Here is a 26,333-nt window from a genome sequence, read left to right as displayed (position 1 = left end):
TAATGCGTGCTTGAAAGAGGGACAAGCTTGCTTCAGCCAGTCAGGTAAAGTAGCCTTGAGCCATCTTTTTTGGCCCCTGTGCGCGTAAGGCAATAACATGTGGAAACGCCTGATCATCAGCCTGTTCATCATCACTGCCCTGGTGATGATTTCGGCTCTCGCGCTTGATCGCTGGATCAGTTGGAAAACCGCGCCTTACGTCTATGACGAGCTACAAGGTCTGCCCCATCGGCAGGTTGGTGTAGTACTCGGCACCGCCAAATATTACCGTACCGGCGTGATCAACCAATATTATCGCTACCGCATTCAAGGTGCGATCAACGCCTACAACAGCGGTAAGGTAAAATACCTGCTGCTGAGCGGTGACAATGCTCAGCAAAGCTACAACGAACCTATGACCATGCGCCGCGATTTGATTGCAGCAGGCGTGGCACCTAGCGACATCGTGCTGGATTACGCAGGGTTCCGCACCCTGGATTCGATCGTACGTACTCGAAAAGTGTTCGACACTAACGACTTCATCATCATCACTCAACGCTTCCACTGCGAGCGCGCGCTGTTTATTGCGTTGCATATGGGGATCCAGGCACAGTGTTATGCGGTGCCTTCGCCGAAAGATATGATGACAGTGCGTGCTCGCGAGATCTTCGCCCGCCTTGGTGCGCTGACCGATCTGTACATTCTCAAACGCGAACCGCGTTTCCTTGGCCCACTGATCCCTATTTCCGCCATGCACACCGTACCCGAAGATGCTCAAGGTTATCCGGCTGTGTCGCCAGAACAGTTAGTCGAGTTGGAACACAAGTTAGCGGCGGAAAAACAAAAGGCCAAGTAGCCTGAAGCCCAACACTAAAAATAGAAACGGCCAGCATTTGCTGGCCGTTTTTCTTGCTACGGAGGTTTATTTTTTCTTGGCGTACTTCAGTGAATCCAGCGCTACCGCGAAGATAATGATGCCGCCCTTGATGATGTACTGCCAGTAAGGGTTAACGCCAATGTAGGTCAGACCGTAGTTGATGACGGTGAAGATGATCACCCCGGTCACCACTCCCAGCACAGTCCCCACCCCACCGGCAAAGGACACGCCCCCCACCACGCAGGCAGCAATCGCATCCAGCTCATACATAAAGCCGAGGTTGTTGGTAGCACTGCCGATACGACCCGCCTCCAGTAAACCGCCGAACGCATAGAACACACCAGACAACGCATAAATCATGATCAGGTTCAGTGGCACATTCACGCCGGAAACCTTTGCCGCCTCTGGGTTACCACCAATGGCGAAGATATTTTTACCGAAGCGGGTTTTGTTCCACAGGATCCAGACAAAAATAATCGCAATGATGGCGTAGAAGGTAATGTACGACAGCTTAAAATCCCCGAAACGCAGGAACCCTTGCGCAAAGGTCGAGAACTTGGGATCAAAGCCCGCCACTGGCGATGCACCGACAGAGTCGTAATACAGCGAGTTAATGCCGTAAACGATGATCATGGTACCCAACGTGGTAATAAACGGCGTCACATTGAGATAGGCAATGATCAAACCGTTCACCAGACCAATTACCGCGCCCACGGCGCACACCAGCAGGATCACCAGTGGGATCGACCAGGTTTCCATGTGCGGAAACACCTTATTGACGTTATCCATCGACTGCAACAACGTCGCCGCGATCACCGCAGCCAACCCCACCTGACGTCCTGCGGACAAGTCCGTCCCCTGGGTAACTATCAGTCCGGCCACGCCCAATGCAATAATAATACGCACCGAGGACTGCGTCAGAATGTTACTCAGGTTCATTAAACTGAGGAATGTCGGATCCTGGATAATAATAATTGCCAGCAGCACCAGCAATACCACGTAAATGCCACCTTCCTTGAAATAGGTGAACAAAGTTTTCTTATTCAGCGCGTTCATAATTCTGATCCTTAAAGGTGCAGGGATGCGAGACGTAAAATTTCATTTTGCGAGGTCTGTTTGGTGTTAACGATGCCCGCAACCTGACCATTACTCATCACCAATATTCTGTCGGTAATTCCCAAAAGCTCCGGCATTTCAGACGAGACAATAATGATCCCCTTGCCCTTCTTCGCCAGTTCGGTCATCAACTGATAAATTTCGAATTTGGCACCCACATCAATACCGCGCGTCGGCTCATCCAGCATTAATATTTCAGGCTGAGTCAGCAACCAACGGCCGATGATCACCTTCTGCTGGTTACCGCCGGACAACGAACCAATATTGGTATGGTGGCCTGGCGTTTTGACCCGCATGGCATCGATCACCCACTGGGTATCGCTTTTCATTCGGGCATTATCCAGCAGGCCGATTTTATTTTTATAATTGCGGATGTTGGAGATCAGCGAGTTAAAACCGACATCCAGATAAGCGTAAATCCCGGTAGATCGGCGCTCTTCCGTCACCAATGCAAAACCGTGGTTTATCGCTTCATTGGCGCTGTGGTTATTGATGGCTTTGCCATGCAGCTTGATGGTGCCCGCGACTTTTTCACGAATGCCGAACAGGGTTTCCAGGATGTCGGTACGTTTGGCCCCCACCAGCCCTGCAATGCCGAGGATCTCCCCCTGATGCAGATCGAAAGAAATATCGCGAATCGAAGGCTGGCGCATTGAGGTCAGGCCTTTCACCTCCAGGATCACTTCACCCGGCGTATTTTGCCTGTCGGGGAAACGCTGGCTGAGCGAACGGCCCACCATCATCGAAATGATTTTGTCCATATCCAGCCCTTCCAGCGGCTGGGTCGCGATCCACTGCCCATCGCGCAGAATGGTGATTTCATCACACAGTTGGAAAATTTCCTCCATCTTGTGCGAGATATAAACAATGCCGCAGCCACGCTCCTTCAGCTTACGGATAATGGTGAACAGATGGTTCACCTCTTTTTCCGTCAGCGATGAGGTCGGCTCATCCATAATGACGATCTTGGCGTCGTAGGAGAACGCCTTGGCAATTTCGATCATTTGCATCTGTGATACCGATAACGTACCCACTTTATCCCGTGGGTTGATATCAATATCCAGCTCGTCAAATATTGCCTGGGTATCTTTCAGCATCTTGTCCTGATCGACAAACATGCCCTTGGTCGGGTAACGACCCAGCCACATGTTGTCCATCACGGTGCGCTGCAAAACCAGGTTCAATTCTTGGTGCACCATTGAAACGCCGTGTTCCAACGCCTCTTTAGAGCTTTTGAAATCAACTTCCTGGCCTTGAAAAATAATACTGCCGGCATCTTTTTTATAAATGCCAAACAGGCATTTTAATAATGTCGATTTGCCCGCGCCGTTCTCCCCCATTAACGCATGAATGGAGTGCGGACGAACGCGTAGATTCACATTATCCAATGCCTTAACGCCGGGAAATGACTTACTGATATCGGTCATTTCCAGCAAAAATTCGCGTGGGCTGTCGGCCATAAATACACCTGGCTAGTATACCTGTCGCCTTTCAAGTCACAGCGTTGTTATCTGCTTTACAAGCCCATCCTTGGGTCTTGCCCCTGTGGGGCCACTGCAAGCAGCGTTCAAATCGGTTCCCGACAGACTTGTCGCTCCCCCCAGTGACTTACCTGAGTAAACGCCTGGACCGACCGTGCTGGCCGCCTTGCTGTAACTTGAAATTCATAGGGTATGGACTTGATATTAATCATAAATGCCCCGCCTGCGGCTTTCCTGGTGTTGGCGCCGGTCAGCGCACCACAAGCGGGGGCATTGTGTGTTATCTCAGAGCTTATTTAACAAACTGAGACAGGTTGTCTTTATCAACACCAACGTAAGGAATACGGACCACTTTATTTTCGATCTTATATTGGGTGCCATCGGCAGCCGGTTTGCCCGCAGCCAGGTTTTTCGCCAATTCAAAAGTGGCTTTAGCCTGATTATCGGCATCGTTCAGTACTGTTCCCGCCATCGCGCCAGATTTCACCATCGCCAGCGCTTCAGGTAACGCATCCACACCGAATACCGGAATGTTGGATTTGTTATGTGCTTTCAGCGCTTCTACCGCACCCATCGCCATTGCATCGTTGTTGGCGATAACCACTTCAATTTTGTTGGCGTTAGGGCCAGACAGCCAGGCATCCATCTTGTCTTTCGCCTGTGCGGTATCCCACATTGCGGTATCCATTTGCAGCTGCTGAGTCTTAATGCCGTCATCATTGAGCGTTTTCACCACATAGGTGGTGCGAGCTTCAGCGTCCGGATGGCCTGGCTCACCTTTCAGCAACACATACTGAATCTGACCATCTTTGTTCAGATCCCAGTTCGGGTTAGCCTTCCAGTGTTTCTCAATCAACTGGCCCTGGATCACACCGGACTCTTTAGAGTCGGTCCCCACGTAATAAGCTTTGTCATAGCTGTCCAATGCTTTACGTGAAGGCTCTTTGTTGTAGAACACGATTGGGATATCGTTTGCGCGTGCCTTATCAATAACTACCGGGGCAGCGGCCGGGTCCACCAGGTTGATCGCCAGTGCTTTAACACCCTTGGCAATCAACACGTCGATCTGATCGTTCTGTTTGGATTGGTCATTCTGCGAGTCATTCATCAGCAAAGTGACATCCGGAGAAGCTTTAGCGTCTTTCTCAATCGCCTTGCGTACCACCGACATAAAGTTGTCATCATATTTATAAATAGTGACGCCAATACGGGTATCTGCATGTGCTGCGGCGCCAAACATCATGGCTGCGGCCGTCGCGGCCAGGGTGAAAACCTTCTTATTCATTGTGTGTCTCCGGTTTATGTAGGGTCTTGCTCGGTATTAAGCCAAAGTTAACCGGCGGTAAGTGCACGACCGGGCCTGGCAGTTTCCCTGTCATCCGTGAATCATGTTATTCCTGAAAATATGCTGACAGCGCGAGTTAAAAACAGCAGCGGCAAGAGCCTTTGCGCTGGAAAACGTCTAGAGCATAGACGGCGTGATGTTAATAATCTGTGAATTTTCTCACAGATTGAAAACGGTTACACAAGATTAAATGTTCAGAGAGTGACCGCCGCCTCACTTTGCCAAGGGGCGACAGAATGGCGGCGTACCAAGGTGGGCATGAACAAATGACGGGCCTGAGGCTCCAGCTGGCCTGCTGCTCCACGCAGGGCCAGTTCAGTAGCCAAAGTCGCCATGGTAACAATGGGATAGCGTACCGTGGTGAGTTTGGGGCTGGTATAACGCGCGATAGGGATGTCATCGAACCCCACCAGCGAAAAATTTTGCGGTACGGTGATACCGTTTTCTTTCAACACTGCCATGGCACCGGCTGCCATCGCGTCATTGTAGGCAAACACTGCGCTCAAGTGCAGATTACGCCCCAGCAACTCAATCATTGCAGACTCCCCACCCTGCAAGTCCGGCGAACCGTAAGCGCGCCAATTGTCTGGCGTCGCAAGGCCTGCGGCCCCCATCGCCTGCATATAGCCCTGCTGGCGTAACGGACCATCTTCAATGGGGTGGTTGGAGCCCAGATAGCCGATACGCTGATGGCCCTGCGATAACAACAAACGCATTGCCATCTCCGCGCCGCTGACATTGTCCAAACCAACGCAGCGATGCTCATAGCCGGCGATAATTCTGTTGATCAATACCATACCTGGCACCTGATCGAGAAAACCGATCAACTCTGCATCACATAAGGTTTTTGCATGAACAATCAAGGCATTGCATCTCTGCCGTAGCAGCACCTCAATGGCGTGACGTTCTTTATCCGCCTGATGGTAACTGTTGCCGATCAACAGATATTTATGGTGTTGCTGTGCGACAGTGTCTACCGCTTTCACCAAAGCGCCAAAAAAGGGATCTGAGACATCCATCACCACAACCCCGAGAGTATCACTGCTCTGCGTCGCCAATGCTTGTGCATTAGCATTGGGCCGATAACCCAGTTCGGCCACCGCTTTCAGCACCTGTTCACGCGTTTCTTTGCTGGTCAGGGCGCTGTGGTTGAGCACACGGGAGACGGTCGCTACAGACACGCCCGCACGCTTCGCCACGTCGCGAATGGTGGTTGGGTGAACAGAGGTCATGAAAGATCCTGAGGTCGGGGTAGTTGACAGTGGCGCTATCCTACCCCGTTTGTCATCCTCCTCTGCGTGAATTACGTCACAGGAAAGAAAACGTTTACATACATTTTTTTAACCTACCTGCGCCAGATCTCAGTTCAGTGCCTTGGGCTCCGTCTTGCCGGCAGCCAAAGTGGTCAATTTGCGCCATAGCCACTCCACTGGGCCCTGGGAAAAATAACGCAACCACAAGTTTGAAAACAACAGGTTAGCCAACCAAACTGCGGGAACAAACGCCAAGAGTTGCAGACGGTCAAATTGCTGGTACAAACCAAAGCGGTAGAACAACGTGGTGCAAATCAGCGTTTGCAGCAGGTAATTACTCAACGCCATACGCCCGACCTGCGTCAGCCAATGACCGATACGTAGACGCGACAACGTCGGCCAGAAACCGTAGCATAAGGCCAGATATCCCATGGCCTGCAAGGGCGCCCCCAGTTCACGTGGCACCTGCAATAAAAAACCGCTCCAGCGGTAGTCCCAGTGAAGATGCCATTGCAATACCACTGCCGGTAATTGGATCATCAATGAAAGCGGTATCAGCCAAGCCGCCTGCCGACGATAGTAACCCGGTGAATAAGTCCCACGCAGCCAGCCGCTACGCATCAATCCGGCACCGAATAGCATCAGCCCCGCCAACTCCCAGCCATATTGCGCGCCAATGGCCAAAAGGCTGGAAGAGAGCAAATCTGTACGACTGCGCCATGCCTCCATACCCCCCTGTAATTTCCAGAACTTCTCATACTGCAGTTCTGCTACACCGGGCTGCCAAAAACCGCCCGGTTCACCGTGCGATATGAAACCCAGCAGCAGCAACACCCCCACACCGATCAGGTACAACACCACACCCGTTTTCAGCAATTGGTAGGTTTCTTTGGCATCGCGGATCATCCGCCAGCACACGAGACCAATCAGGCCATAGGCCAACAGAATGTCGCCATCCCAGAGGAAGATTGCATGTGCCAAGCCAAAGAGCACCAACCAAGACAATCGTGCCCGTATCCAGCCTTTACCGCGGCGAAGCAGCATCTGCAAACCGGCACCAAATAGCAGCGCAAACATCGCCAGAAATTTGGCCTGAGCGAAAATATCCAACAGCGCCCAGGTCCAGGCATCGCGCGACGACGGTAGCCCCAGGTAAGCGGGATTAAGGTAGGCCGCTTTCGGCAGTCCAAAGGCGCTGATATTCAGCAGCAGAATGCCAAGGATGGCGATGCCGCGCACACAGTCCAGAGTGGCGATGCGCGGCAGCGGCGTTATCGGAGCGTTGTTCATTATTTTACCGCTGTATTCCGGTCATTAAAAAGGCGCCCGCAGGCGCCTGTTCTTGTTTAGCAAACTCTCATCACCCCTGATGATGACGCACCGCGCGCAGGAATTCCTGGCGAGTGTTCTGGCTGGACTTGAACAGCCCACCCAACGAGGTGGTGGTAGTGGCGCTGGTCGCGTCACGGATACCGCGCGCTTTAACACAATAATGGACCGCATCAATCGATACTGCCACGTTATTGGTCCCCAGCAAGGTTTGCAAAGCCACCAGGATTTGCTGAGTCAAACGCTCTTGCACCTGTGGTCGCTGGGAGAAAAACTGCACGATACGGTTGATTTTAGACAAGCCGATAACGGCATCTTTTGGAATATAGGCAACTGTTGCCTTACCGTCGATAGTCACAAAATGGTGTTCGCACGTACTGGTCAAGGTAATGTCGCGAACAGTGACCATTTCGTCTACCTTCATCTTGTTCTCGATGACGGTAATTTTCGGGAAGTTGGCGTAGTCCAGACCGGAGAAGATCTCATCAACGTACATTTTGGCGATACGGTGTGGGGTTTCTGCCAGGCTATCGTCGGACAGATCGAGATTAAGCAGCTGCATGATTTCCGTCATGTGCTCTTTAATGCGACGCTTACGCGTCTCGCGATCCAGCACTTCTCCACGCAACGGTGTTTCAAGACCACGCTCTTCAAGCGCAGCATGAACCAGTACAGCTTCTTTACTTAATGATGTCATTTCATCTCTCCAACGGACTTGAACTCGCCAATCCGGCTGCTTTACCGAGCAAACTGGTGAATTGCGTACTCTCCTGACAACAGATCTTTACGTCGTTAATAACGTGAACCTGGTCAAGATTTTGGCTCCACTGTAGATGAGAGTGCGGCGATTATCCAGTGATTGTGCTTCATCAGCAGGTGAAATATTCGCATTTTCCTGCCCGTGGTTTTTTCAACGTTACCCTGTCGGCGGGAGAGGAAAGCACCTTCGCGGTTAAAAGGCTCGGTTTAAACTTCCGCTCAAAATTTAGCCTTTGCGAAAAAATGCGACCTATTCAATGAGATCTCCCGGGCTTCCTCACCTATGCATAAGATCATAACAGTACTATTGCCAAAAATTGTCCGCCGGCCAAATCTGTTTCAGAGGAAGCCATTATCACCAGGCGGACACACCGCAATCAGAATCCTACGGTCATGCCGATAACCGGTCCCTGCTGCACCATGTCATAGACAAACCCGTCATGCTGATAATTCACGCCCATTGCACGATATCCTGCAAGCACGGCAACGGTAGAACCAAACTGATATCCCAACAGCCCCGCCATATCCCAGTCGAACCGTGCCTGCCCCCCGCCAGCCGTGCCCCATCCGGTCAGGAATATGTGTTCGGTCATAGCATAGTGGCCACGCATACCGGCCACCGCATCAACCCAGGTGGCACTGTCGCTTCTCTGTGTCCCGTCAATAGCACCACCATGCAGAGCCAGCGTGGTTTTGCTGTACCATATTCGCCCGCCGGCAATAACATCCAGATGACTTTTTCCATCCTGAAGTAAGGTGTATCCCGCCCCCAGAAAGCCAGACGCCGTTTTTGATTTCGTATCCAAGCGGCTAGATGGCAGATCCGTTTTCGTGGTTGAGTCGCTATACATGATATCCGCCAAGATACTGTAGGGCCCTTTTCTCGCTTCCATCAGCCCCATAAACGCCACGTCAAGGTTACGGGCAACATCTGAGAAATCTAACTTCACGTGGGATTTACCGGTCCTTTTATGGCCTACATCCCCTTCAACCCCCGCCCCCCAGATATAAGGGCTTACCGAAAAATGCCACTCTTGCGCATCCGCCGTCATCGGCGCTCCGGATAAAGATCCCCCCGCCGCGCTGGTTGCTGCGGGCAGCAGCAGGTAAACACCGAGACAAAGACTCGCTTTGTACGCCATGCCCATCCCCGTTATCCTCATCAGTATTAGCGCAAGAACAAGGCGGTGCGTTCAGCCGCACAATCCTGAGTCGGTTTCAGACCCTTTTTTTCTGCTGCCTGGACTTCCGCCCGGGCCGCAGCCACATCGGCCAGGAAAGCCGGCTCTGCATGCAATCTCGCTACAGTGGCCGCTCCCATGATGCGCCCCGCATCCACGTCGCTCTGCCAGTGAGCATCACAAATCACCCGACTCTGACCGAAGGCCAAACCACGGGCCAGTAGTTCAGTGGCGCGCTTGGGTTGTATTTCCGCCAACACCAGCCCCCAACCCCAACCGGCAGCCGAGTGACCCGATGGCCAGGAGCCATCATGGCGCAAGACAGCCTCCATATCTTTACGGCAAGTCCCTTCGTTATGCATAACAAACGGCCGGGTGCGATTGAATGCGTTCTTGGCACTGTAGGTAGAAATACCGGCATCAGTCAGGACACGGCGCATCAGGGTATAAAGACGTGGAGTGTCCTTTTCGGTGATATTCACCCCGAGTGCGCAGGAAAAGGTGGTGGCTGGTGCCGGGAAAGTCAGCTCGGCGTCTTCTGCTGCCAGTTTCTCGCGAATCGTCCCCCGTAAAGCAAGAGCAGCGCGACGAGCTTCTTCATCACGAGCAAAGGCTGCCGAATCTGGGGTCGGCGGTGCGCCAAGCAGCGCCAGACGAGCCGGCAACTCAGCTGAGTCTAAATAACCGGGGGCTAAACTGAAATGCGGATCCGTCACCTTGGGTTTTACTTCTTGAGTAGCAAAGACAGACGTCGTACATAATAGAGAAAGTAACGGCACCAAACGGTAACGCAAAGACCCGGAGATCATCATTATATTCATCCTTATTGATTGCCTCGGAAGATGCCCCCCTGAACCAGAGTGGTTAGCATCATCATAACTTTTTGAATTAATCGCACTTACGAAAATGGTGACTAAAAATATCTCGAAGGGACAATGCGTTATGAATAATCCAATCCCCCCGATAGAAATGGGTTACCACTGGTCATGACAATAAACAAATAATATTAATTAAAATAAGAAATCACCTGCAAAAATTAATTATTAGCCAGATAAGATTATTTTTAATCAGGATAATTACTGAGTATCCTTTACTTTCTATAGTAGTCAATTCAATTAACAGAAAAACAGTCACTCCATCCCAAAGAGGTAGAAATAAAACGCCGCTTTCATTAACAATGAAATATTGTGATATGACATAATGTACTAACGATATTTATCATTACTGTACCTTGCGCACAGTTTATTGATTATTGAACCCCACTGCCAGCGCAGTGGGGAAATTGACGTGGTCTACATGAATCATAACGACATCGGTTTTCGAGCCAACTCCCGCGCTGGCGTATTCACTACCAGCAGACCTGCCACGATCAAAGCCACAACGGCAACATATAATGCAGGCTCCAAACGATGGGTCAGTGCGGTTGATAATGCCGACAACGTAGGGCCGACTAACTGACCAATCGCATAACCGGTAGTCAATAAACCCGCCATGTAACGTGCATGGTTGGGCGCCAGTTCACGGCCATGTTGAATTGAGAGCTGCACCACACTGAGGAAACCGCCACCGGTCAGCAACGCCCCCAACGCTAACCCGGCAACCCCCGGTACAATTTCCGCACTCAATACCCCCAACGCCTGTACCCACAGAGTAATAGCCAAACGCGTCTGGGTCGTCAGTCGGTGTCGGGTTAGAATGCCGAGAATAATCCCCAGGACTGCCGCCCCACCGAAGATCGGCCAAACAAATTGTGCGAAGACACTGCCGGGAAAACGCGCGGCTGCCATTTGCGACAGGAATGTTGCCGGCAGAATATAGCCAAAACCTGCCAAACTGTAGCTCCATACCAGACGCTTCAGCGCCGGCGTTAGCAGCAACGGCTCTGGTGCAACATTCGGGCGATGTAATTCACCGGCCTTCGGCAGGTTGATGCTGATTGCGCCAATCAACACCAGTGCCAATACACCGTACACCATCCAGGCTTGTGACGCTGTCAGCGCCATACTGTGAATACCTACTGCCAGCATGCCGCTGATAAAAATCCCGGCCCCAGGGCCGGCAAACACCGCGGCACTGAGCACCGGTCGGCCATAGTGTGCCAACCGCTCGTTGGTCCAGGCCGCGACCAAGACCATCGACCAACCACTGGCCCAACCTATGAAAAACCGCACCGCACCATGCCACCACTCCCCCTGCACCCACGCAGAAAGCAGCGTCAAGAGCACCGCACCCCATACGCCCAGCCACAGTCGACGTTCGACATGCCGACTGGCACGCATAGCGTCGTAGGCTCCACACAGATATCCCAAATAGTTGATGGCTGCCACCAACCCAGCACCGGTTAGGGTGAACTGGTGTTCGGCAATCATCAGCGGCACCTGCGGGGTGAAGGCAAAGCGACCAATCCCCATAGCAACGATCAACGCAATAAAACCGCTCAGGGCAATTCTTATGGCCATGTTGAGTTATCCAAACTGTTAAAAGAAAGTTGCCAGTATCATGCCGCAGCATTACACTTACAAAAACTGAATAATACTCATCAAGTTCATCACGAAAAGAGAAGATCATGGATCTGACCCAGCTCCGAATGTTCTGCAGCGTTGCCGAAACTGGCTCTGTCGCCCGTGCCGCTGAGCAATTGCACCGTGTGCCGTCGAACCTGACCACGCGCCTGCGTCAGCTCGAAGTGGAACTGGGTACCGATCTGTTTATCCGCGAAAAACAACGCCTGCGGCTCTCACCAATGGGTCATAATTTTCTCTGTTACGCCCATCGTATCCTGGCGCTGAGCGAAGAAGCCATGAGCATCACCCACGCCGGTGAACCAGCAGGCAACTTCGCCATTGGTTCAATGGAAAGCACGGCAGCCACCCGACTGCCCACATTGCTGGCGGCATATCACCAGCGTTTCTCGCAGGTTTCTCTGTCGCTGACTACCGGAACCTCTGGCGAAATCACGGAACGCGTGCGCGCCGGTACGCTGGCAGCAGCGTTGGTCGACGGGCCGGTTCAATACGACGAACTCAACGGCTGTATCGCCTTTCCCGAACGTATGGTGGTGATTTCCTGCCTCGATCACCTGCCGATCAATAACGCCAAAGACGCCAAGGGTGAAACGTTGTTCGCCTTCCGCGCCAGTTGCTCTTATCGCCTGCGGTTAGAATCCTGGTTCAAGCGCGAAGGTGTGCTGCCAGGCCAAGTCATGGAAATCCAGTCCTACCACGCGATGCTGGCCTGCGTTGCCAGCGGCGCCGGATTGGCGATGATCCCCCATTCTGTACTCAGCCTGCTACCGGGTCATGAACGCGTAAAAGTACATAGCCTGCCGGATGATATTGCCCAAACCGCCACATGGTTGTTATGGCGACGGGATGCCTTTGGCCCGAATGTCCGCGCTCTGAAAGAATTAATTATTGAACAAACCGAAACCGCTATTGTTGAAAACACAGACCCTGTTTCATCGGGTGTTGCTGGCATAGCCTGATAAAAATATAGACCCTGATTAATTGGCGTTGCAGTCAGACGGCAAGTGTATGAATCCCCAAGAACGTGATTAACGTCAGTGAATTGGAGGTGAGTTCATGTCGCCAACGATGTCGCAGCGTCAAGTAAGAAGGGTAGACCACTGGAGACTATGATGAAAATGATCAAAACCCGTGCCGCCGTTGCCTGGGGCCCGAACCAGCCGTTGAAGATTGAAGAAGTCGATCTGATGCCACCGCAAAAAGGCGAAGTATTGGTGCGGATCGTCGCCACCGGCGTCTGCCACACCGATGCCTACACTCTGTCGGGTGCAGATCCCGAAGGCGTGTTCCCGGCGATCCTCGGCCATGAAGGCGGTGGCGTGGTAGAAGCCATCGGTGAAGGTGTCACCAGCGTAGCCGTCGGCGATCATGTGATCCCGCTGTACACCCCAGAATGCGGCGAGTGCAAATTCTGTAAATCCGGCAAAACCAACCTTTGCCAGGCGATCCGTACCACACAGGGTAAGGGCCTGATGCCGGACGGTACCACGCGCTTCTTCAAAGACGGCAAGCCCATCTTCCACTACATGGGCACTTCCACGTTCTCCGAATACACCGTGGTACCGGAAATCTCACTGGCAAAAATCAGCAAAGAGGCCCCACTGGAAGAAGTCTGTCTGCTGGGTTGCGGCGTCACCACCGGTATGGGTGCAGTGATCAATACTGCCAAAGTGCAGAAAGGCGATACCGTTGCCATCTTCGGCCTCGGGGGCATCGGCCTGTCGGCAATCATCGGTGCACAGATGGCTGGTGCAGGCCGCATCATCGGTATTGATATCAACACCAGCAAGTTCGATTTGGCACGCAAATTGGGCGCTACCGATCTGATCAACCCGAAAGATTACGATAAGCCAATTCAGGACGTGATCGTCGAACTGACCGACGGCGGCGTTGATTTCTCCTTCGAGTGTATCGGCAACGTTAACGTGATGCGTTCAGCGTTGGAATGCTGTCATAAAGGCTGGGGCGAATCCGTGATTATCGGTGTCGCCGGGGCTGGTCAAGAGATCTCTACCCGTCCGTTCCAACTGGTGACCGGCCGTGTGTGGCGCGGTTCCGCCTTTGGCGGCGTGAAGGGCCGTTCGCAACTGCCAGGTATCGTCCAACGCTATATGGACGGCGAGTTCGCTCTGAATGACTTTATCACCCACACCATGGGACTCGAGCAGATTAACGAGGCGTTCGATTTGATGCACGAAGGCAAATCTATCCGTTCCGTTATTCACTTCGATAAAAAATAAGCCAGGAGGCAGAGATGACTTTGTCATTAGAACTTCTCGAAGAGCATCGTATGTTCGGCGGCTGGCAACAGCGCTACCGCCATGCGGCGCAGAGCCTGAATTGCAACATGACTTTCAGCATCTATCTGCCACCACCGCGCGATGATAACCCGCCGCCGGTTCTGTACTGGCTGTCGGGGCTGACCTGCAATGATGAAAACTTCACGTTGAAGGCTGGCGCACAACGCATTGCGGCTGAACTGGGGCTGGTACTGGTGATGGCTGATACCAGTCCACGCGGCGATGATGTCCCCAATGATGAAGGGTACGATCTGGGCCAGGGGGCCGGTTTCTATTTGAATGCCACCCAGGCTCCTTGGGACAAACACTTCCGTATGTACGACTACATCAGCGATGAACTGCCGGCGTTGATTCATCAGCATTTCAGCGTTAGTGATCGTCAGTCGATTTTCGGTCACTCAATGGGGGGACACGGCGCACTGGTGATGGCGCTGCGCAATCCACAGCGCTTCCGTTCGGTATCGGCATTCGCGCCGATCGTTAACCCCTGCCAGGTGCCATGGGGGCGTAAAGCCTTCAGCACCTATTTGGGTGATGACGAAAGTCAGTGGCTGCAATATGACAGTTGCCACCTGCTGGCGAGCGGTGCAGAAAAAATGCCGGTGCTGGTAGATCAAGGGGATGACGATCAATTCCTGGCCGATCAACTACAACCGGCGAAGCTGGCCGAACTGGCACGTCAACGCGACTGGCCGCTGACCTTGCGCATCCAGCCGGGTTACGATCACAGCTATTTTACCATCGCCAGTTTTATTGAAGACCATTTGCGTTTCCACGCCGAACATCTGTTCCGCTGAATAAGTCTGAATAAAGGGGTTTGGCGGTGTATAACTGCCAAATCCCTTACTCGGGGTGAGAAGAAACCTTCTCGATACCGTTGAACCAACGGTAAAAGGCTTGCACCAGATTGCAAACTTTCCAGATGCCGAAAAATATCAGCACACCAATGATGACATCGACATAGCGGGTACAGGGTTGCGCTATCAATAATGACGACCGGTGCACCAAAATTTGCCCACCCCAAACACTGATCATGGCGACCAGTGCGTTATTTCTTTGGGTTTTATTACTCATCATTAATCCCTTTTGACAACATAAAATTACCCTTTTACCTTCGGATCCAGCGCGTCGCGTAGCCCATCACCCAGCAGGTTGAACGCCAACACGGTGATAAATATAGCCAGACTGGGGAAAATCGCCACGTGTGGCGCAATCACCATATCCGCTCGCGCTTCATTAAGCATCGCCCCCCATTCTGGCGTCGGGGGTTGCGCCCCCAGGCCAAGGAATGACAGGCTGGCGGCGGTAATGATTGAAGTCCCTATACGCATGGTAAAATAGACCACGATCGACGATATCGTCCCAGGCAGTATATGTCGCATGATAATGGTCCAGTCAGACGCACCAATGCTGCGTGCCGACTCTATATAGGTCAGGTGCTTCAACACCAGCGTATTGCCTCGTACCAGCCGGGCAAACGCCGGGATGCTGAAAATGGCCACCGCAATGATCACATTCGCCATGCCGCTGCCCATAATCGCCACCACGCCGATTGCCAGCAAAATGCCGGGAAAAGCAAACAGCACATCGCAAATGCGCATAGTGATGCGATCCCACCAGCCTTCGTAGTAACCCGCCAGCAGACCCAATAGCGTGCCAATAACCCCGCCGACCAGCACTGAGAATACTCCGGCAGCCAGCGAGATACGTGCCCCCATCAGAATACGGCTAAAAATATCTCGCCCCAGTGAATCCACACCCAGCCAATGCACTAACGAAGGGCCCTCGTTCAATCGGTCGTAATCAAAGTAGTTTTCCGCGTCAAAGGGCACCAGATAGGGAGCCAGCAATGCAGCTACCGCCAGCAGCAACACCAACACGCCGGCCAACAGCGCCACGCGTTGTTGCCGGAAACGCCGCCAGAATTCATGCCATGGCGTACGCACCGTGTGAGAATCTATCGTCGGTATCGCTTTCAGTACGGCATTACGTCGCCAATGCTTAATCATCCAGCGTCCTCATTTGTAGCGTATCGCCGGGTTAATTGCCGCGTACAGCAGATCCACCAACAAGTTAATCAAAATAAACTCCAACGAAAACAGCAAAACTTCGGCTTGGATCACCGGATAATCACGCATCTCCACCGAGTCGACCAACAGCCTGCCCAGACCCGGCCAGTTGAATACTTTCTCCACGACGATAGAACCGCCGAGCAAAAAGCCAAACTGTAGCCCCATCATGGTGACCACCGGGATCATCGCATTGCGCATCCCATGCTTCACCACCACCATGGTTTCCCGTACCCCCTTGGCCCGTGCAGTGCGCATATAATCCTCTTGCAACACTTCCACGAATGAAGCACGGGTAAACCGCGCCATCACCGCTGCCACTGCGGCGCCCAACGTGATGGAAGGCAAAATATAGTGCCGCCAGCTGTCGGCACCCACCGTCGGCAACCAACCCAAATTGACGGAAAACATCTGCATCAGCAGCATGCCGAGTGCAAACGCAGGGAATGAAATCCCAGAGACAGCCAGCGTCATACCAAGACGATCGGGCCATCGGTTACGCCACACCGCGGAGACCATGCCAATCCCCATACCGAAGATCGTCGCCCATAGCATGCTGGTCAGGGTCAGCCACAAAGTCGGCAGAAAACGCGAACCGATTTCTTCGCTCACTGGGCGCTTGGATACCATCGAGGTACCGAAATCCCCCTGCAACGCGTTGACAAAAAAGTGTACAAACTGTTGAGGTAATGGCTTATCCAGCCCCAAATCCTTACGGACCAATTGCACCACCGCGTCGTCGGCCTCCGGCCCTGCTGCCAATCGCGCCGGGTCACCAGGCAACATATGGACGAACAGAAACACCAGCACCGCAACAATCAGTAGCGTCGGGATCAGGCCCAGAAGTCGTTTCAGAAAATAATTAAGCATCTCGCGTGAGTCCCCTCACCCCGCCCTCAACGAGAGCGGGGATGGGTGCCTTATTTAAGGTCGGCATTGTCAAAGTTGAACGAGGTATCTGGCATCACATAGAAACCACTCAACTGTTTGTTATTGGCCGACAGCAGACGTTCTGTCGCCAGGAAGATCCACGGTGCGTCAGCCCAAATACGATCCTGCGCGTCCTTGTACAGCTTTTGCTTTTCGGCACGATCGGTGGTTGCCAGCGCGCTGGTCAGATCCTGATCCACCTGCGGATTGCTGTAGAACGCCGTGTTGAACTGCTTAGGCGGTGCGGCCTGGGTAGAGAACAACGGCGACAGTGCCCAATCCGCCTCACCGGTTGACGCAGACCAGCCGGTATAGAACATGCGTACGCCGGTGTCTTTCACCCCAACACTTTCTACCTGCGCTGCGCGCTGGCCGGCATCCATCGCGGTTACCGTCACTTTCACCCCAACCTGCGCCAACTGTTGCTGAGCAAACTGCAGTACTTTTTGCGCAGTGCTGTGGTTATGAGAAGACCACAATGTGGTCGTGAAACCGTTCGGATAGCCAGCCTCTTTCAGCAGTTCGCGTGCTTTGGCTGGATCGTACGGCCATGGTTTGTAACGGGTAGCAAAGTCGATTGCCGGTGGCACCGGGCCTTCTGCCGGTACCGCGTAACCGGAGAACGCCACTTTGATCAACGCATCTTTGTTGATGGCGTAGTTTAGCGCCTGACGGACCTTCAGATTATCAAAAGGTTTTTGAGTCACATTCAGGCTGATATAACGCTGCAGGATCGAGGGCGCTGCCACCAGATCAAGCTTGGTATTGCCTTCCAGCACCTTGGCCTGCTCATAAGGGATCGGGAAGGCAAAGGTCGCCTCACCGGTTTGCAACATCGCTGCTCGAGTGTTGTTGTCCACTATCGGTCGCCAAGTGATGCTGTCGAGCTTCGGTAGCCCCGGTTTCCAGTAGCCATCAAACTTCGTCACCTTAACAAAATCGGTCTGGTTCCAGGTCACGAACTGATAAGGGCCGGTGCCGACCGGATGGAAACCGATCTCTTTACCGTATTGTTTCAGTGCCGCCGGGGAAATGATCACCGCAGCCGGGTGCGCCAGATTGTTGATAAACGCGGAGAACGGCGCTTTCAGCACGATCTTCACCGTAGTGGCGTCCACCACCTCGGTTTTGTCGATCATCTTGAACAGGTTGTAGCGTTTGAGATGATTGTCCGGGTTACTGGCGCGATCCAGGTTCACCTTCACCGCTTCGGCGTTAAAATCGGTACCGTCATGGAATTTCACCCCCGGATGCAGTTTGACGGTGTAAGTCAGGCCATCCGGACTCACCTCATAGCTGTCTGCCAGCACGTTCACCAGTTTCATGTCCTTGTCGAAACCGAACAGGCCCTGATAGAAGGATTTGGCCACCGCCTGTGACAACGTGTCATTGGCATCATACGGATCAAGTGTGGTGAAGTTGGACGCGACGGCGATCACCGCATCCTTTGCAGCCCAAGCTGGGCCTGCGCCCACCGCCGCCAGCAGCACAACGGCCGCTAATGCCTTACGTTTGAATGTGTGCTTCATGGTGCTTGCTTCTCCTGAGGTCACTAAAAGGCACCGGCGATCGGGTGACGGGCAACAAAGTGCCCGGGGCCAACCTGCACCAGCGGTGCGGTAACGGGTTCATCACCCAATGCACGGATCGGGCTGGGGATTTCATCTACCAACAACGGCTGGCGTTTGTGAGCATGGGCCGGATCGGCCACCGGCACTGCCGCCATCAGCTTGCGCGTGTAGGCATGCTGGGGATTATTAAACACCGCACGACGTGGGCCGATTTCAACGATTTGTCCAAGGTACATCACCGCAACGCGATGGCTAATACGCTCCACCACGGCCATATCATGGGAAATAAACAAAAAGGCGATGCCAAATTCACGCTGTAAATCGAGCAACAGGTTGACGATCTGCGCCTGAATCGACACATCGAGTGCCGATACTGACTCGTCGGCAATCACGACTTTAGGATTGAGTGCCAACGCGCGTGCAACGCAGATACGCTGCCGCTGCCCGCCAGAGAATTCATGCGGGTAGCGGCGAGCGTGTTCCGGCTTTAACCCGACGCGTTCCAGTAACCAGGCCACCCTTTCTTGTGCTGCCTTACCGCGCGCCACGTTATGCACCAACAAGGGTTCCATAATCGAAAAACCGACGGTCAAACGTGGATCGAGCGAGGCGTAAGGATCCTGAAAGATAAACTGAATATCCCGCCGCAGGTGCTGCAATGCCGGGCCTTTCAACTGATTAATTTGGCGGCCGTCAAAGGTGATGGTGCCGCGCTGGCTGTCCACCAGCTTGAGCAGAGAACGGCCGGTAGTAGACTTACCGCAACCTGACTCCCCCACCAAACCCAGCGTTTCTCCGGGATAAAGTTCAAAGCTGACATTTTCCACCGCGTGTACCCGGCGGGTAACACGGTTCAAAATGCCGCTGCGCAGATCAAAGCGGGTGACCAGGTTTTCTACCTGTAGGATCGGTGCCACACCGGGCGGAACGGTATCCTGCGGCCCGCCATTTTCCGTCCCCTTTGGCAACGGAAATTTGGCCGGAAAGTCTTGGGTCGCCATCGAACCGAGCTTCGGTACCGCGGCCAGCAATGCCTGGGTATAAGGCTGTTGTGGGGCAGTAAACAGTTCTCTCACGGCCCCCTGTTCGACGCTTTCCCCTTGACGCATCACCAGTACCCGATCGGCAATTTCCGCCACCACACCCATGTCGTGAGTGATGAAAATCACCCCCATCTGCATTTCCTGTTGAAGCACTCGGATGAGCTGCAGGATCTGCGCCTGGATGGTAACGTCCAGCGCGGTAGTCGGCTCGTCGGCGATCAACAATGCGGGTTTGCAAGATAGCGCCATCGCGATCATCACTCGCTGGCGCATACCGCCGGAAAGCTGATGCGGGTAGCGGTTAAGCACGTCTTTGGCTTCAGGGATTCGTACCAGATCGAGCATCTGTAAAGCGGCGTGTTTTGCGGTACGGTGATCCATTGCCTGATGCAGGCGCAAAGACTCGGCGATCTGTTCACCTACCGGGAATACCGGATTCAGCGAGGTCATGGGCTCTTGAAAAATCATCGCCATATCGGCACCGCGTACCGTGCGCAGCGTGCCCTGACGCGCACGGACCAGATCCAGCACTTCACCGTTACGCCGCCGAAATGGCATAGCACCACTGACGATTTGCCCCCCGCCCTGTTCGACCAGGCGCATCAATGCCAGAGAAGTGACAGATTTTCCTGAACCGGACTCACCGACGATCGCCAGCGTTTCACCGCGATCAACATCAAATGACAGGTGACGTACCGCTTCTACGGTATCGCCCTGTTGGCTAAAATGAATACTCAGATCACGCACCGACAGTACACGCTGTGGTGGCAGCACTAGCCCACTGTCGGCCGCTGGTGGCATCAAGGTCTCGGTCATGCACCCTCCTGGTGATCGATTAGCGATAAATCCCTACCGACGGCGCATCGCCGACATAACCAAAACCGCGGTACATGCCTTCACTATTAAAAGGTAGCGCCACGTTACCGTGACTGTCGATGGCGATCATGCCGCCGCTGCCGCCCATCGCCAGCAGCTTTTCCATTACTACCCGGTCACTGGCCTGCTGCAGACTGAAGCCGGCATACTCCATCAAGGCAGAAACGTCATAAGCCGACACGCCGCGCATGAATATTTCGCCCGTGCCGGTACTGGACACGGCCACGGTGGCATTATTGGCGTAACAACCGGCGCCGATAATTGGCGTGTCGCCCACCCGGCCTGCTTGTTTGTTCGTCATACCGCCGGTCGATGTGGCCGCCGCCAGGTTGCCTAATGCATCCAGCGCCACCGCACCCACGGTGCCGAATTTACGATCGGGATCGATCGGCTCACTGGCCTGTGCTGCACCATCATGATCGAGCAGCACGCGTCCCTGCTCCGCCTGAGCACGGTGCAATTGGTCGAAACGTTGTTGGGTAAAGAAGAAGTCAGGAGAGACCATTTCCAGGCCATGGGCGGCAGCGAATTTCTCTGCGCCCTCAGCGGTGAACAAGACATGCTGGCTATTTTCCAATACCGCGCGCGCAGCCAGCACCGGATTACGTATCCGACTCACGCATGCCACAGCACCAGCATCACACGTGCGTCCATCCATCACACAGGCATCCAATTCATGCGTGCCCTGATGAGTAAATACGGAACCTTTGCCTGCATTAAACAACGGGCACTCTTCCAGTAGCCTTACGGCTTCGGTAACCGCATCCAATGCGCTGCCGCCTCTGGCCAGAATTTCCTGGCCCGCACCGACAATGCTGGATAACGCCAAAATATACTCGTGTTCCTTTTCAACACTCAGCGCCGCACGGGTAATCGCCCCCGCACCGCCATGAATAGCAATCACTGGTTTGCTCATTTGCCTGACACCCTGTGTTAATCCCGCACCGTTCCCGGGCTGATAATTATTTATTTTATCTTTTCCCGACTATATTTAGCCCAGCATTCTATGTAAAGCATTAAGTCATCACTCATCATTTAGCGTAGCCCGCTTAGATTATTTCGCACATTGAAATAGCTTAATGGAATAAAAACAGAGAGTTAGAACGCACTAAAAATGTCACAAATAACGATTGGGATTTTTGGTAAAAACACTTGGCAGATAGAGAACTATTATCTAGAGAAATAACCGATATCTCTGAATATCTCGCGGCTACACGTTCAACCTGCTGTTTTTTTGCAGGCTGAACGCAGATGATCAATATTCAGAACCCCGAACCTGGCAACAACAAAAATGCCTCTTCTTCCGGGGTTGAGACGCGGCCTAATATCGCATTACGATGTGGGTAACGACCAAAACGGTCAATAATGGCTTTATGCCGCAATTCAAACGCCAACTGGTCACCATTATCCAGCTCGGTATACAACACCAGCGCCTGCTGATGAATCAGCGCCGATTCCGAGTGCATAAACGGCAAATAGAGAAAACCCCGTTGTTCCTTGCTGAGTTGCTCACACTGCCCACTGCGGATCGCCTCTTGCGCTAACACCAGCGCCATGCAATCGCTGGCAAATGAACGTGGTGTACCACGGAACAGGTTGCGGCTAAACTGATCGAGCACAATCACCTCCGCCAGCCGTCCCTCAATGGTTTCTCGCCAGTGCGCCAACTCCCCGGCGGCAGCGGCATGCCAAATCTCATTAAAACGCGTATGCAGAAGGCGATCAAAATCATCATCCTTTTTGAACCACAAAGCCGGTTCGATCTCATCGAACCAGAAGTCTAATACCTGTCTGTGCATCACTGCCTCCTGTTGTTTACTTCAGCATAGCATCCTTCATAATACCCCTACTTTGCCGAAAATTTCGCGCACCCTGATTACGGAGTTCCCCCAATGGATCATTGTCATACATCCGATCTCATTTCCCTGGAGCAGGCATTAGAGAAGATGCTCAGCCTGCTTTCTCCCCTACAGCAGACTGAATCCATTGCCCTGACCGCCGCCGCGGGCCGCATTACTGCTGCACCGGTGATATCCCCTATTGATGTGCCACCGTTCGCCAACTCGGCCATGGACGGTTACGCTGTTCGCCTCACCGATTTGCAGGCTAACACGCCGCTGCCTGTGGCGGGGAAAGCCTTTGCTGGTGCACCGTTCAACGGTGACTGGCCGCTAAATACCTGTATTCGCATCATGACCGGCGCGCCTGTCCCTGCCGGCACAGAGGCCGTGATCATGCAGGAGCAAGCAGAAGTGAGCGATGTCGGCGTACGCTTCACCGCTGAGGTGCAAAACGGGCAAAACATCCGTTTGGCGGGGGAAGATATTCGTCAGGGTGCAGGCGTGTTGCCGGCAGGTGTGAGATTAGGTGCAGCACAGTTACCGTTGTTGGCGTCGCTCGGCGTTGCCGAAGTCCAGGTGATGCGCAAACTGAAAGTCGCGGTATTCTCTACCGGCGACGAGTTACAGCCGGTCGGCCAGCCGTTACAGGCTGGGCAAATCTACGATACCAATCGCTTTGCAGTACGCCTGATGCTGGAACAGCTGGGCTGCGAGGTGATCGACCTGGGCATTATCCGCGACAATCAAGAAGCGCTACGCGCCGCTTTCGAGCAGGCGGACAGCCAGGCCGATGTGGTGATCAGCAGCGGTGGCGTCTCCGTGGGTGAAGCCGACTACACCAAGCAGATGCTGGATGAACTGGGTGAAGTCAGTTTCTGGAAGCTGGCAATCAAGCCGGGTAAACCTTTCGCTTTCGGTAAATTAAAACATGCCTGGTTCTGCGGTCTGCCGGGCAACCCGGTTTCTGCCGCCCTGACCTTCTACCAACTGGTGCAACCGTTACTGGCAAAACTGGCCGGTCACAGCGACTGGCAGTTGCCACCGCGTCTAAAAGCACGTGCATTGACGCCATTGAAGAAGGCACCTGGCCGCCTCGATTTTCAGCGTGGTGTGTTTACCAGCAATGCACAGGGTGAGTTAGAAGTGAGTACCACCGGGCATCAAGGGTCACACATATTCAGTTCGTTCAGTCAGGGTAACTGCTTTATCGTCTTGGAGCGTGAACGCGGCTCTGTTGCTGCAGGCGAAATGGTCGAAATTGAGCCCTTCAACGCCCTGCTGAGGAACTGAATATGCTGCCGGAATTAACCGATGCCGAAGCACTCCGCTATAACCGCCAAATTATCCTGCGTGGCTTCGACTTCGACGGCCAAGAGAAACTGAAAGCCGCACGGGTGCTGATTGTCGGCCTCGGTGGATTAGGTTGCGCCGCAGCCCCCTATCTGGCTGCGGCGGGCGTGGGTCACCTGACGTTGGTTGATTTCGACACCGTTTCGCTCTCCAACCTGCAACGCCAGATTCTGCATCGCGACGCGCGCATCGGCATGACAAAAGTTGAATCTGCCCGCATCGAATTAAGCGGGATCAATCCCCATGTCCACATTGATACACTTGATGGGCAACTGGACGACGAACAGATGGCGGCGCAGATTGCCGCCTGTGATTTGGTGCTGGATTGCACAGACAACGTGGCGACACGCGACTTGCTGAACCGTCTGTGTCATGCACAACGCACACCATTAGTATCCGGTGCGGCGATCCGCATGGAGGGGCAACTCAGTGTCTTTACCTATCAACCTGACGAACCTTGTTACCGCTGCCTGAGCCGGTTATTCGGTGACAACGCGTTAACCTGTGTTGAAGCCGGAGTGATGGCACCGCTGGTCGGCACGATTGGCACCTTACAGGCCATGGAAGCCATCAAGCTACTGACACAATACGGTCAGCCCCTCACCGGTAAACTACTTATGTTTGATGCCATGACCATGCAGTTCCGCGAAATGAAACTGCCGAAGAATCCGCAGTGCGAGGTGTGTGGCGGAGAATAGCAGACACAAAAAAGGCGGGAATATTCCCGCCTTAGATTATCACTGGTTATCTTCTTTGGGCGCAGCATGCAGCGCCCCTACCTGAGAGTTATACGATACCCTGGCTACGCAGGTAGTCTTCGTAGTTGCCGGTAAAGTCGATCACCTTGGTCGGTGTCATTTCCAGCACGCGGGTTGCCAACGAGCTAACGAATTCGCGGTCGTGGGAAACGAAGATCAAGGTGCCTTCATACATTTCCAACGCCATGTTCAGCGACTCGATGGATTCCATGTCCAGGTGGTTCGTCGGTTCATCCATAATCAGGATGTTAGGGCGCTGCATCATCAGCTTACCGAACAACATGCGGCCCTTCTCACCACCAGACAACACCTTCACTTTCTTCTTGATATCGTCCTGGCTGAACAGCAAACGACCCAGCACGCTACGCACCGCTTGCTCGTCGTCTTTTTCCTGTTTCCACTGGCTCATCCAGTCAAATACCGTCAGGGTGTCATCGAACTCGTATTCGTGATCCTGTGCGTAGTAACCGATCTTGGCGTTTTCAGACCATTTCACGCTGCCGCTGTCCGGCTGTGAATCGCCAACCAACGTTTTCAGCAAGGTAGACTTACCAATACCGTTCGGACCCAATACCGCGACTTTTTCGCCGACTTCAACCATCAGGTTAAGCTTGCTGAACAGTGGACCGTTGTCGAAGCCTTTGGTCAATGCTTCGACTTCCAAGGCGTTACGGAACAGTTTCTTGTCCTGATCGAAACGGATGAACGGGTTCTGACGGCTTGACGCCTTCACTTCTTCCAGCTGGATTTTGTCTATCTGGCGGGCACGTGAAGTTGCTTGTTTTGATTTGGAGGCGTTGGCGCTAAAGCGGCTCACGAACGATTGCAGTTCGTTAATCTGTGCCTTTTTCTTCGCGTTATCCGCCATCAGACGTTCACGCGACTGAGTCGCCGCCGTCATGTATTCGTCGTAGTTGCCTGGATAGACACGCAGTTCGCCGTAATCCAGATCCGCCATGTGAGTACACACCATGTTCAGGAAGTGACGGTCGTGCGAAATGATAACCATGGTGCTGTTACGTTCGTTCAGCACCTGCTCCAGCCAACGAATAGTATCGATGTCCAGGTTGTTCGTCGGTTCATCGAGTAGCAAGATTTCCGGATCGGAGAACAGCGCCTGTGCCAGCAATACACGCAGCTTGAAGCCCGGTGCAATTTCGCTCATTGGGCCGTAATGCTGTTCAACCGGAATGCCTACACCGAGCAACAGTTCGCCGGCACGCGCTTCGGCAGTGTAACCGTCCATTTCGCCGTAAGCCACTTCCAGATCGGCCACTTTATAGCCGTCTTCTTCGCTCATTTCGGCCATCGCGTAAATACGGTCACGCTCTTCTTTCACTGCCCACAGTTCATGGTGGCCCATGATAACGGTGTCCAGCACGCTGTATTGCTCAAAAGCGAACTGATCCTGACGCAGTTTACCCAGACGCTCGTTCGGGTCGAGGAACACGTTGCCGCCGCTCGGTACCAGATCGCCACCCAGGATTTTCATAAAGGTGGATTTACCGCAGCCGTTGGCCCCGATCAAACCATAACGGTTACCGCCGCCAAACTTGACGGAGATGTTTTCAAACAGCGGCTTACTGCCAAACTGCATAGTGATGTTGTTAGTGCTTAACACAGCGCTCGCTCTTCATATCATTGGGAATGTGATTTGGCGCGCATTATGCCATAACGGGGATAAGAGATCGCGGGAAGTTTCGGTGACAATTTGAGCAAAGATGCGGCGGTGGTGGAAGCCAGGCAAGCA

General features: G+C 53.3%; 23 protein-coding genes. 6 read left to right on the top strand and 17 right to left on the bottom strand.

Going from position 1 to position 26,333, the window contains the following annotated elements:
* The first annotated feature begins 97 nt into the window (after window positions 1-97).
* Complete coding sequence (gene sanA / locus SGR01S_RS08155) at window positions 98-835, top strand: outer membrane permeability protein SanA (protein WP_061807084.1); 738 nt, start codon at window positions 98-100, stop codon at window positions 833-835.
* Window positions 836-901: 66 nt separating this feature from the next.
* On the opposite strand, the gene mglC is transcribed toward sanA, so the two are convergent.
* From mglC to SGR01S_RS08110, 9 genes are all read right to left on the bottom strand, one after another.
* Complete coding sequence (gene mglC, locus SGR01S_RS08150) at window positions 902-1,912, bottom strand: galactose/methyl galactoside ABC transporter permease MglC (protein WP_012005998.1); 1,011 nt, start codon at window positions 1,910-1,912, stop codon at window positions 902-904.
* Window positions 1,913-1,923: 11 nt separating this feature from the next.
* Window positions 1,924-3,432 carry a galactose/methyl galactoside ABC transporter ATP-binding protein MglA gene (gene mglA / locus SGR01S_RS08145; protein ID WP_061807083.1) on the bottom strand — a complete coding sequence of 503 codons (1,509 nt, stop codon included), beginning with the start codon at window positions 3,430-3,432 and terminating at the stop codon, window positions 1,924-1,926.
* Window positions 3,433-3,745: 313 nt separating this feature from the next.
* Entirely contained in the window at window positions 3,746-4,738 is a 993-nt protein-coding gene (gene mglB / locus SGR01S_RS08140) for a galactose/glucose ABC transporter substrate-binding protein MglB (RefSeq protein ID WP_061807082.1), read from the bottom strand.
* A 254-nt stretch (window positions 4,739-4,992) separates the two neighbouring features.
* The gene (gene galS / locus SGR01S_RS08135) at window positions 4,993-6,030 is read right to left on the bottom strand and encodes an HTH-type transcriptional regulator GalS (protein ID WP_061807081.1); all 1,038 of its coding nucleotides are present in this window, start codon (window positions 6,028-6,030) and stop codon (window positions 4,993-4,995) included.
* 129 nt (window positions 6,031-6,159) lie between these two features.
* Window positions 6,160-7,341 (bottom strand): DUF418 domain-containing protein YeiB, encoded by a 1,182-nt coding sequence (yeiB, locus tag SGR01S_RS08130; RefSeq protein WP_037420209.1) that lies wholly within the window; start codon window positions 7,339-7,341, stop codon window positions 6,160-6,162.
* A 70-nt stretch (window positions 7,342-7,411) separates the two neighbouring features.
* Window positions 7,412-8,077, bottom strand: a complete 666-nt coding sequence (folE, locus tag SGR01S_RS08125) for a GTP cyclohydrolase I FolE (RefSeq protein ID WP_012005993.1) — start codon at window positions 8,075-8,077, stop codon at window positions 7,412-7,414.
* A gap of 439 nt (window positions 8,078-8,516) precedes the next feature.
* Window positions 8,517-9,281, bottom strand: a complete 765-nt coding sequence (locus tag SGR01S_RS08120) for a hypothetical protein (protein WP_218000718.1) — start codon at window positions 9,279-9,281, stop codon at window positions 8,517-8,519.
* A gap of 26 nt (window positions 9,282-9,307) precedes the next feature.
* Window positions 9,308-10,132, bottom strand: a complete 825-nt coding sequence (locus SGR01S_RS08115; protein ID WP_061807079.1) for an acid phosphatase — start codon at window positions 10,130-10,132, stop codon at window positions 9,308-9,310.
* A gap of 489 nt (window positions 10,133-10,621) precedes the next feature.
* The gene (locus SGR01S_RS08110; RefSeq protein ID WP_061807078.1) at window positions 10,622-11,779 is read right to left on the bottom strand and encodes a YbfB/YjiJ family MFS transporter; all 1,158 of its coding nucleotides are present in this window, start codon (window positions 11,777-11,779) and stop codon (window positions 10,622-10,624) included.
* A 107-nt stretch (window positions 11,780-11,886) separates the two neighbouring features.
* Here SGR01S_RS08110 and ptrR point away from each other — a divergent pair, with 107 nt between their 5' ends.
* The 3 genes from ptrR to fghA all read left to right on the top strand — a co-directional run bounded on the left by ptrR (window position 11,887) and on the right by fghA (window position 14,942).
* Window positions 11,887-12,804, top strand: coding sequence for a putrescine utilization regulator PtrR (gene ptrR / locus SGR01S_RS08105; RefSeq protein WP_061807077.1), 918 nt, complete (start codon window positions 11,887-11,889; stop codon window positions 12,802-12,804).
* A gap of 153 nt (window positions 12,805-12,957) precedes the next feature.
* On the top strand, window positions 12,958-14,085 hold the full coding sequence (locus SGR01S_RS08100) for an S-(hydroxymethyl)glutathione dehydrogenase/class III alcohol dehydrogenase (protein WP_037420225.1): 1,128 nt from the start codon (window positions 12,958-12,960) through the stop codon (window positions 14,083-14,085).
* 14 nt (window positions 14,086-14,099) lie between these two features.
* Window positions 14,100-14,942 carry an S-formylglutathione hydrolase gene (gene fghA, locus SGR01S_RS08095; RefSeq protein ID WP_061807076.1) on the top strand — a complete coding sequence of 281 codons (843 nt, stop codon included), beginning with the start codon at window positions 14,100-14,102 and terminating at the stop codon, window positions 14,940-14,942.
* 46 nt (window positions 14,943-14,988) lie between these two features.
* Here the strand turns inward: fghA and SGR01S_RS08090 are convergent, their stop codons facing one another.
* The 7 genes from SGR01S_RS08090 to SGR01S_RS08060 form a co-directional block, all read right to left on the bottom strand.
* Window positions 14,989-15,219, bottom strand: a complete 231-nt coding sequence (locus SGR01S_RS08090; protein ID WP_037420231.1) for a hypothetical protein — start codon at window positions 15,217-15,219, stop codon at window positions 14,989-14,991.
* 26 nt (window positions 15,220-15,245) lie between these two features.
* Window positions 15,246-16,154, bottom strand: coding sequence for a glutathione ABC transporter permease GsiD (gene gsiD / locus SGR01S_RS08085; RefSeq protein ID WP_172479774.1), 909 nt, complete (start codon window positions 16,152-16,154; stop codon window positions 15,246-15,248).
* 9 nt (window positions 16,155-16,163) lie between these two features.
* Window positions 16,164-17,084 (bottom strand): glutathione ABC transporter permease GsiC, encoded by a 921-nt coding sequence (gene gsiC, locus SGR01S_RS08080; protein WP_061807075.1) that lies wholly within the window; start codon window positions 17,082-17,084, stop codon window positions 16,164-16,166.
* A 50-nt stretch (window positions 17,085-17,134) separates the two neighbouring features.
* Window positions 17,135-18,673, bottom strand: a complete 1,539-nt coding sequence (gene gsiB, locus SGR01S_RS08075; protein ID WP_061807074.1) for a glutathione ABC transporter substrate-binding protein GsiB — start codon at window positions 18,671-18,673, stop codon at window positions 17,135-17,137.
* A 23-nt stretch (window positions 18,674-18,696) separates the two neighbouring features.
* On the bottom strand, window positions 18,697-20,574 hold the full coding sequence (locus SGR01S_RS08070) for a dipeptide ABC transporter ATP-binding protein (RefSeq protein ID WP_061807073.1): 1,878 nt from the start codon (window positions 20,572-20,574) through the stop codon (window positions 18,697-18,699).
* Window positions 20,575-20,593: 19 nt separating this feature from the next.
* A complete protein-coding gene (locus SGR01S_RS08065) occupies window positions 20,594-21,550 on the bottom strand; it encodes an isoaspartyl peptidase/L-asparaginase family protein (protein WP_061807072.1) in 957 nt (318 codons plus the stop codon).
* Window positions 21,551-21,896: 346 nt separating this feature from the next.
* On the bottom strand, window positions 21,897-22,433 hold the full coding sequence (locus SGR01S_RS08060; RefSeq protein ID WP_061807071.1) for a DUF924 family protein: 537 nt from the start codon (window positions 22,431-22,433) through the stop codon (window positions 21,897-21,899).
* Between the two features lie 93 nt (window positions 22,434-22,526).
* Between SGR01S_RS08060 and moeA the strand changes: the two genes are divergently transcribed.
* Together moeA and moeB are read left to right on the top strand one after the other, a co-directional pair.
* Window positions 22,527-23,765, top strand: a complete 1,239-nt coding sequence (gene moeA / locus SGR01S_RS08055) for a molybdopterin molybdotransferase MoeA (RefSeq protein ID WP_061807070.1) — start codon at window positions 22,527-22,529, stop codon at window positions 23,763-23,765.
* Window positions 23,766-23,767: 2 nt separating this feature from the next.
* Window positions 23,768-24,523 (top strand): molybdopterin-synthase adenylyltransferase MoeB, encoded by a 756-nt coding sequence (moeB, locus tag SGR01S_RS08050; protein ID WP_037424617.1) that lies wholly within the window; start codon window positions 23,768-23,770, stop codon window positions 24,521-24,523.
* Between the two features lie 88 nt (window positions 24,524-24,611).
* Here moeB and SGR01S_RS08045 read toward each other — a convergent pair whose 3' ends face one another.
* A complete protein-coding gene (locus SGR01S_RS08045; protein ID WP_073963419.1) occupies window positions 24,612-26,204 on the bottom strand; it encodes an ABC-F family ATPase in 1,593 nt (530 codons plus the stop codon).
* Window positions 26,205-26,333 lie beyond the last annotated feature (129 nt).

Origin of the sequence: Serratia grimesii NBRC 13537, from assembly GCF_001590905.1 — a bacterium.
Classification (GTDB): domain Bacteria; phylum Pseudomonadota; class Gammaproteobacteria; order Enterobacterales; family Enterobacteriaceae; genus Serratia; species Serratia grimesii.
This window is presented reverse-complemented; position numbering and strand designations above follow the sequence as displayed.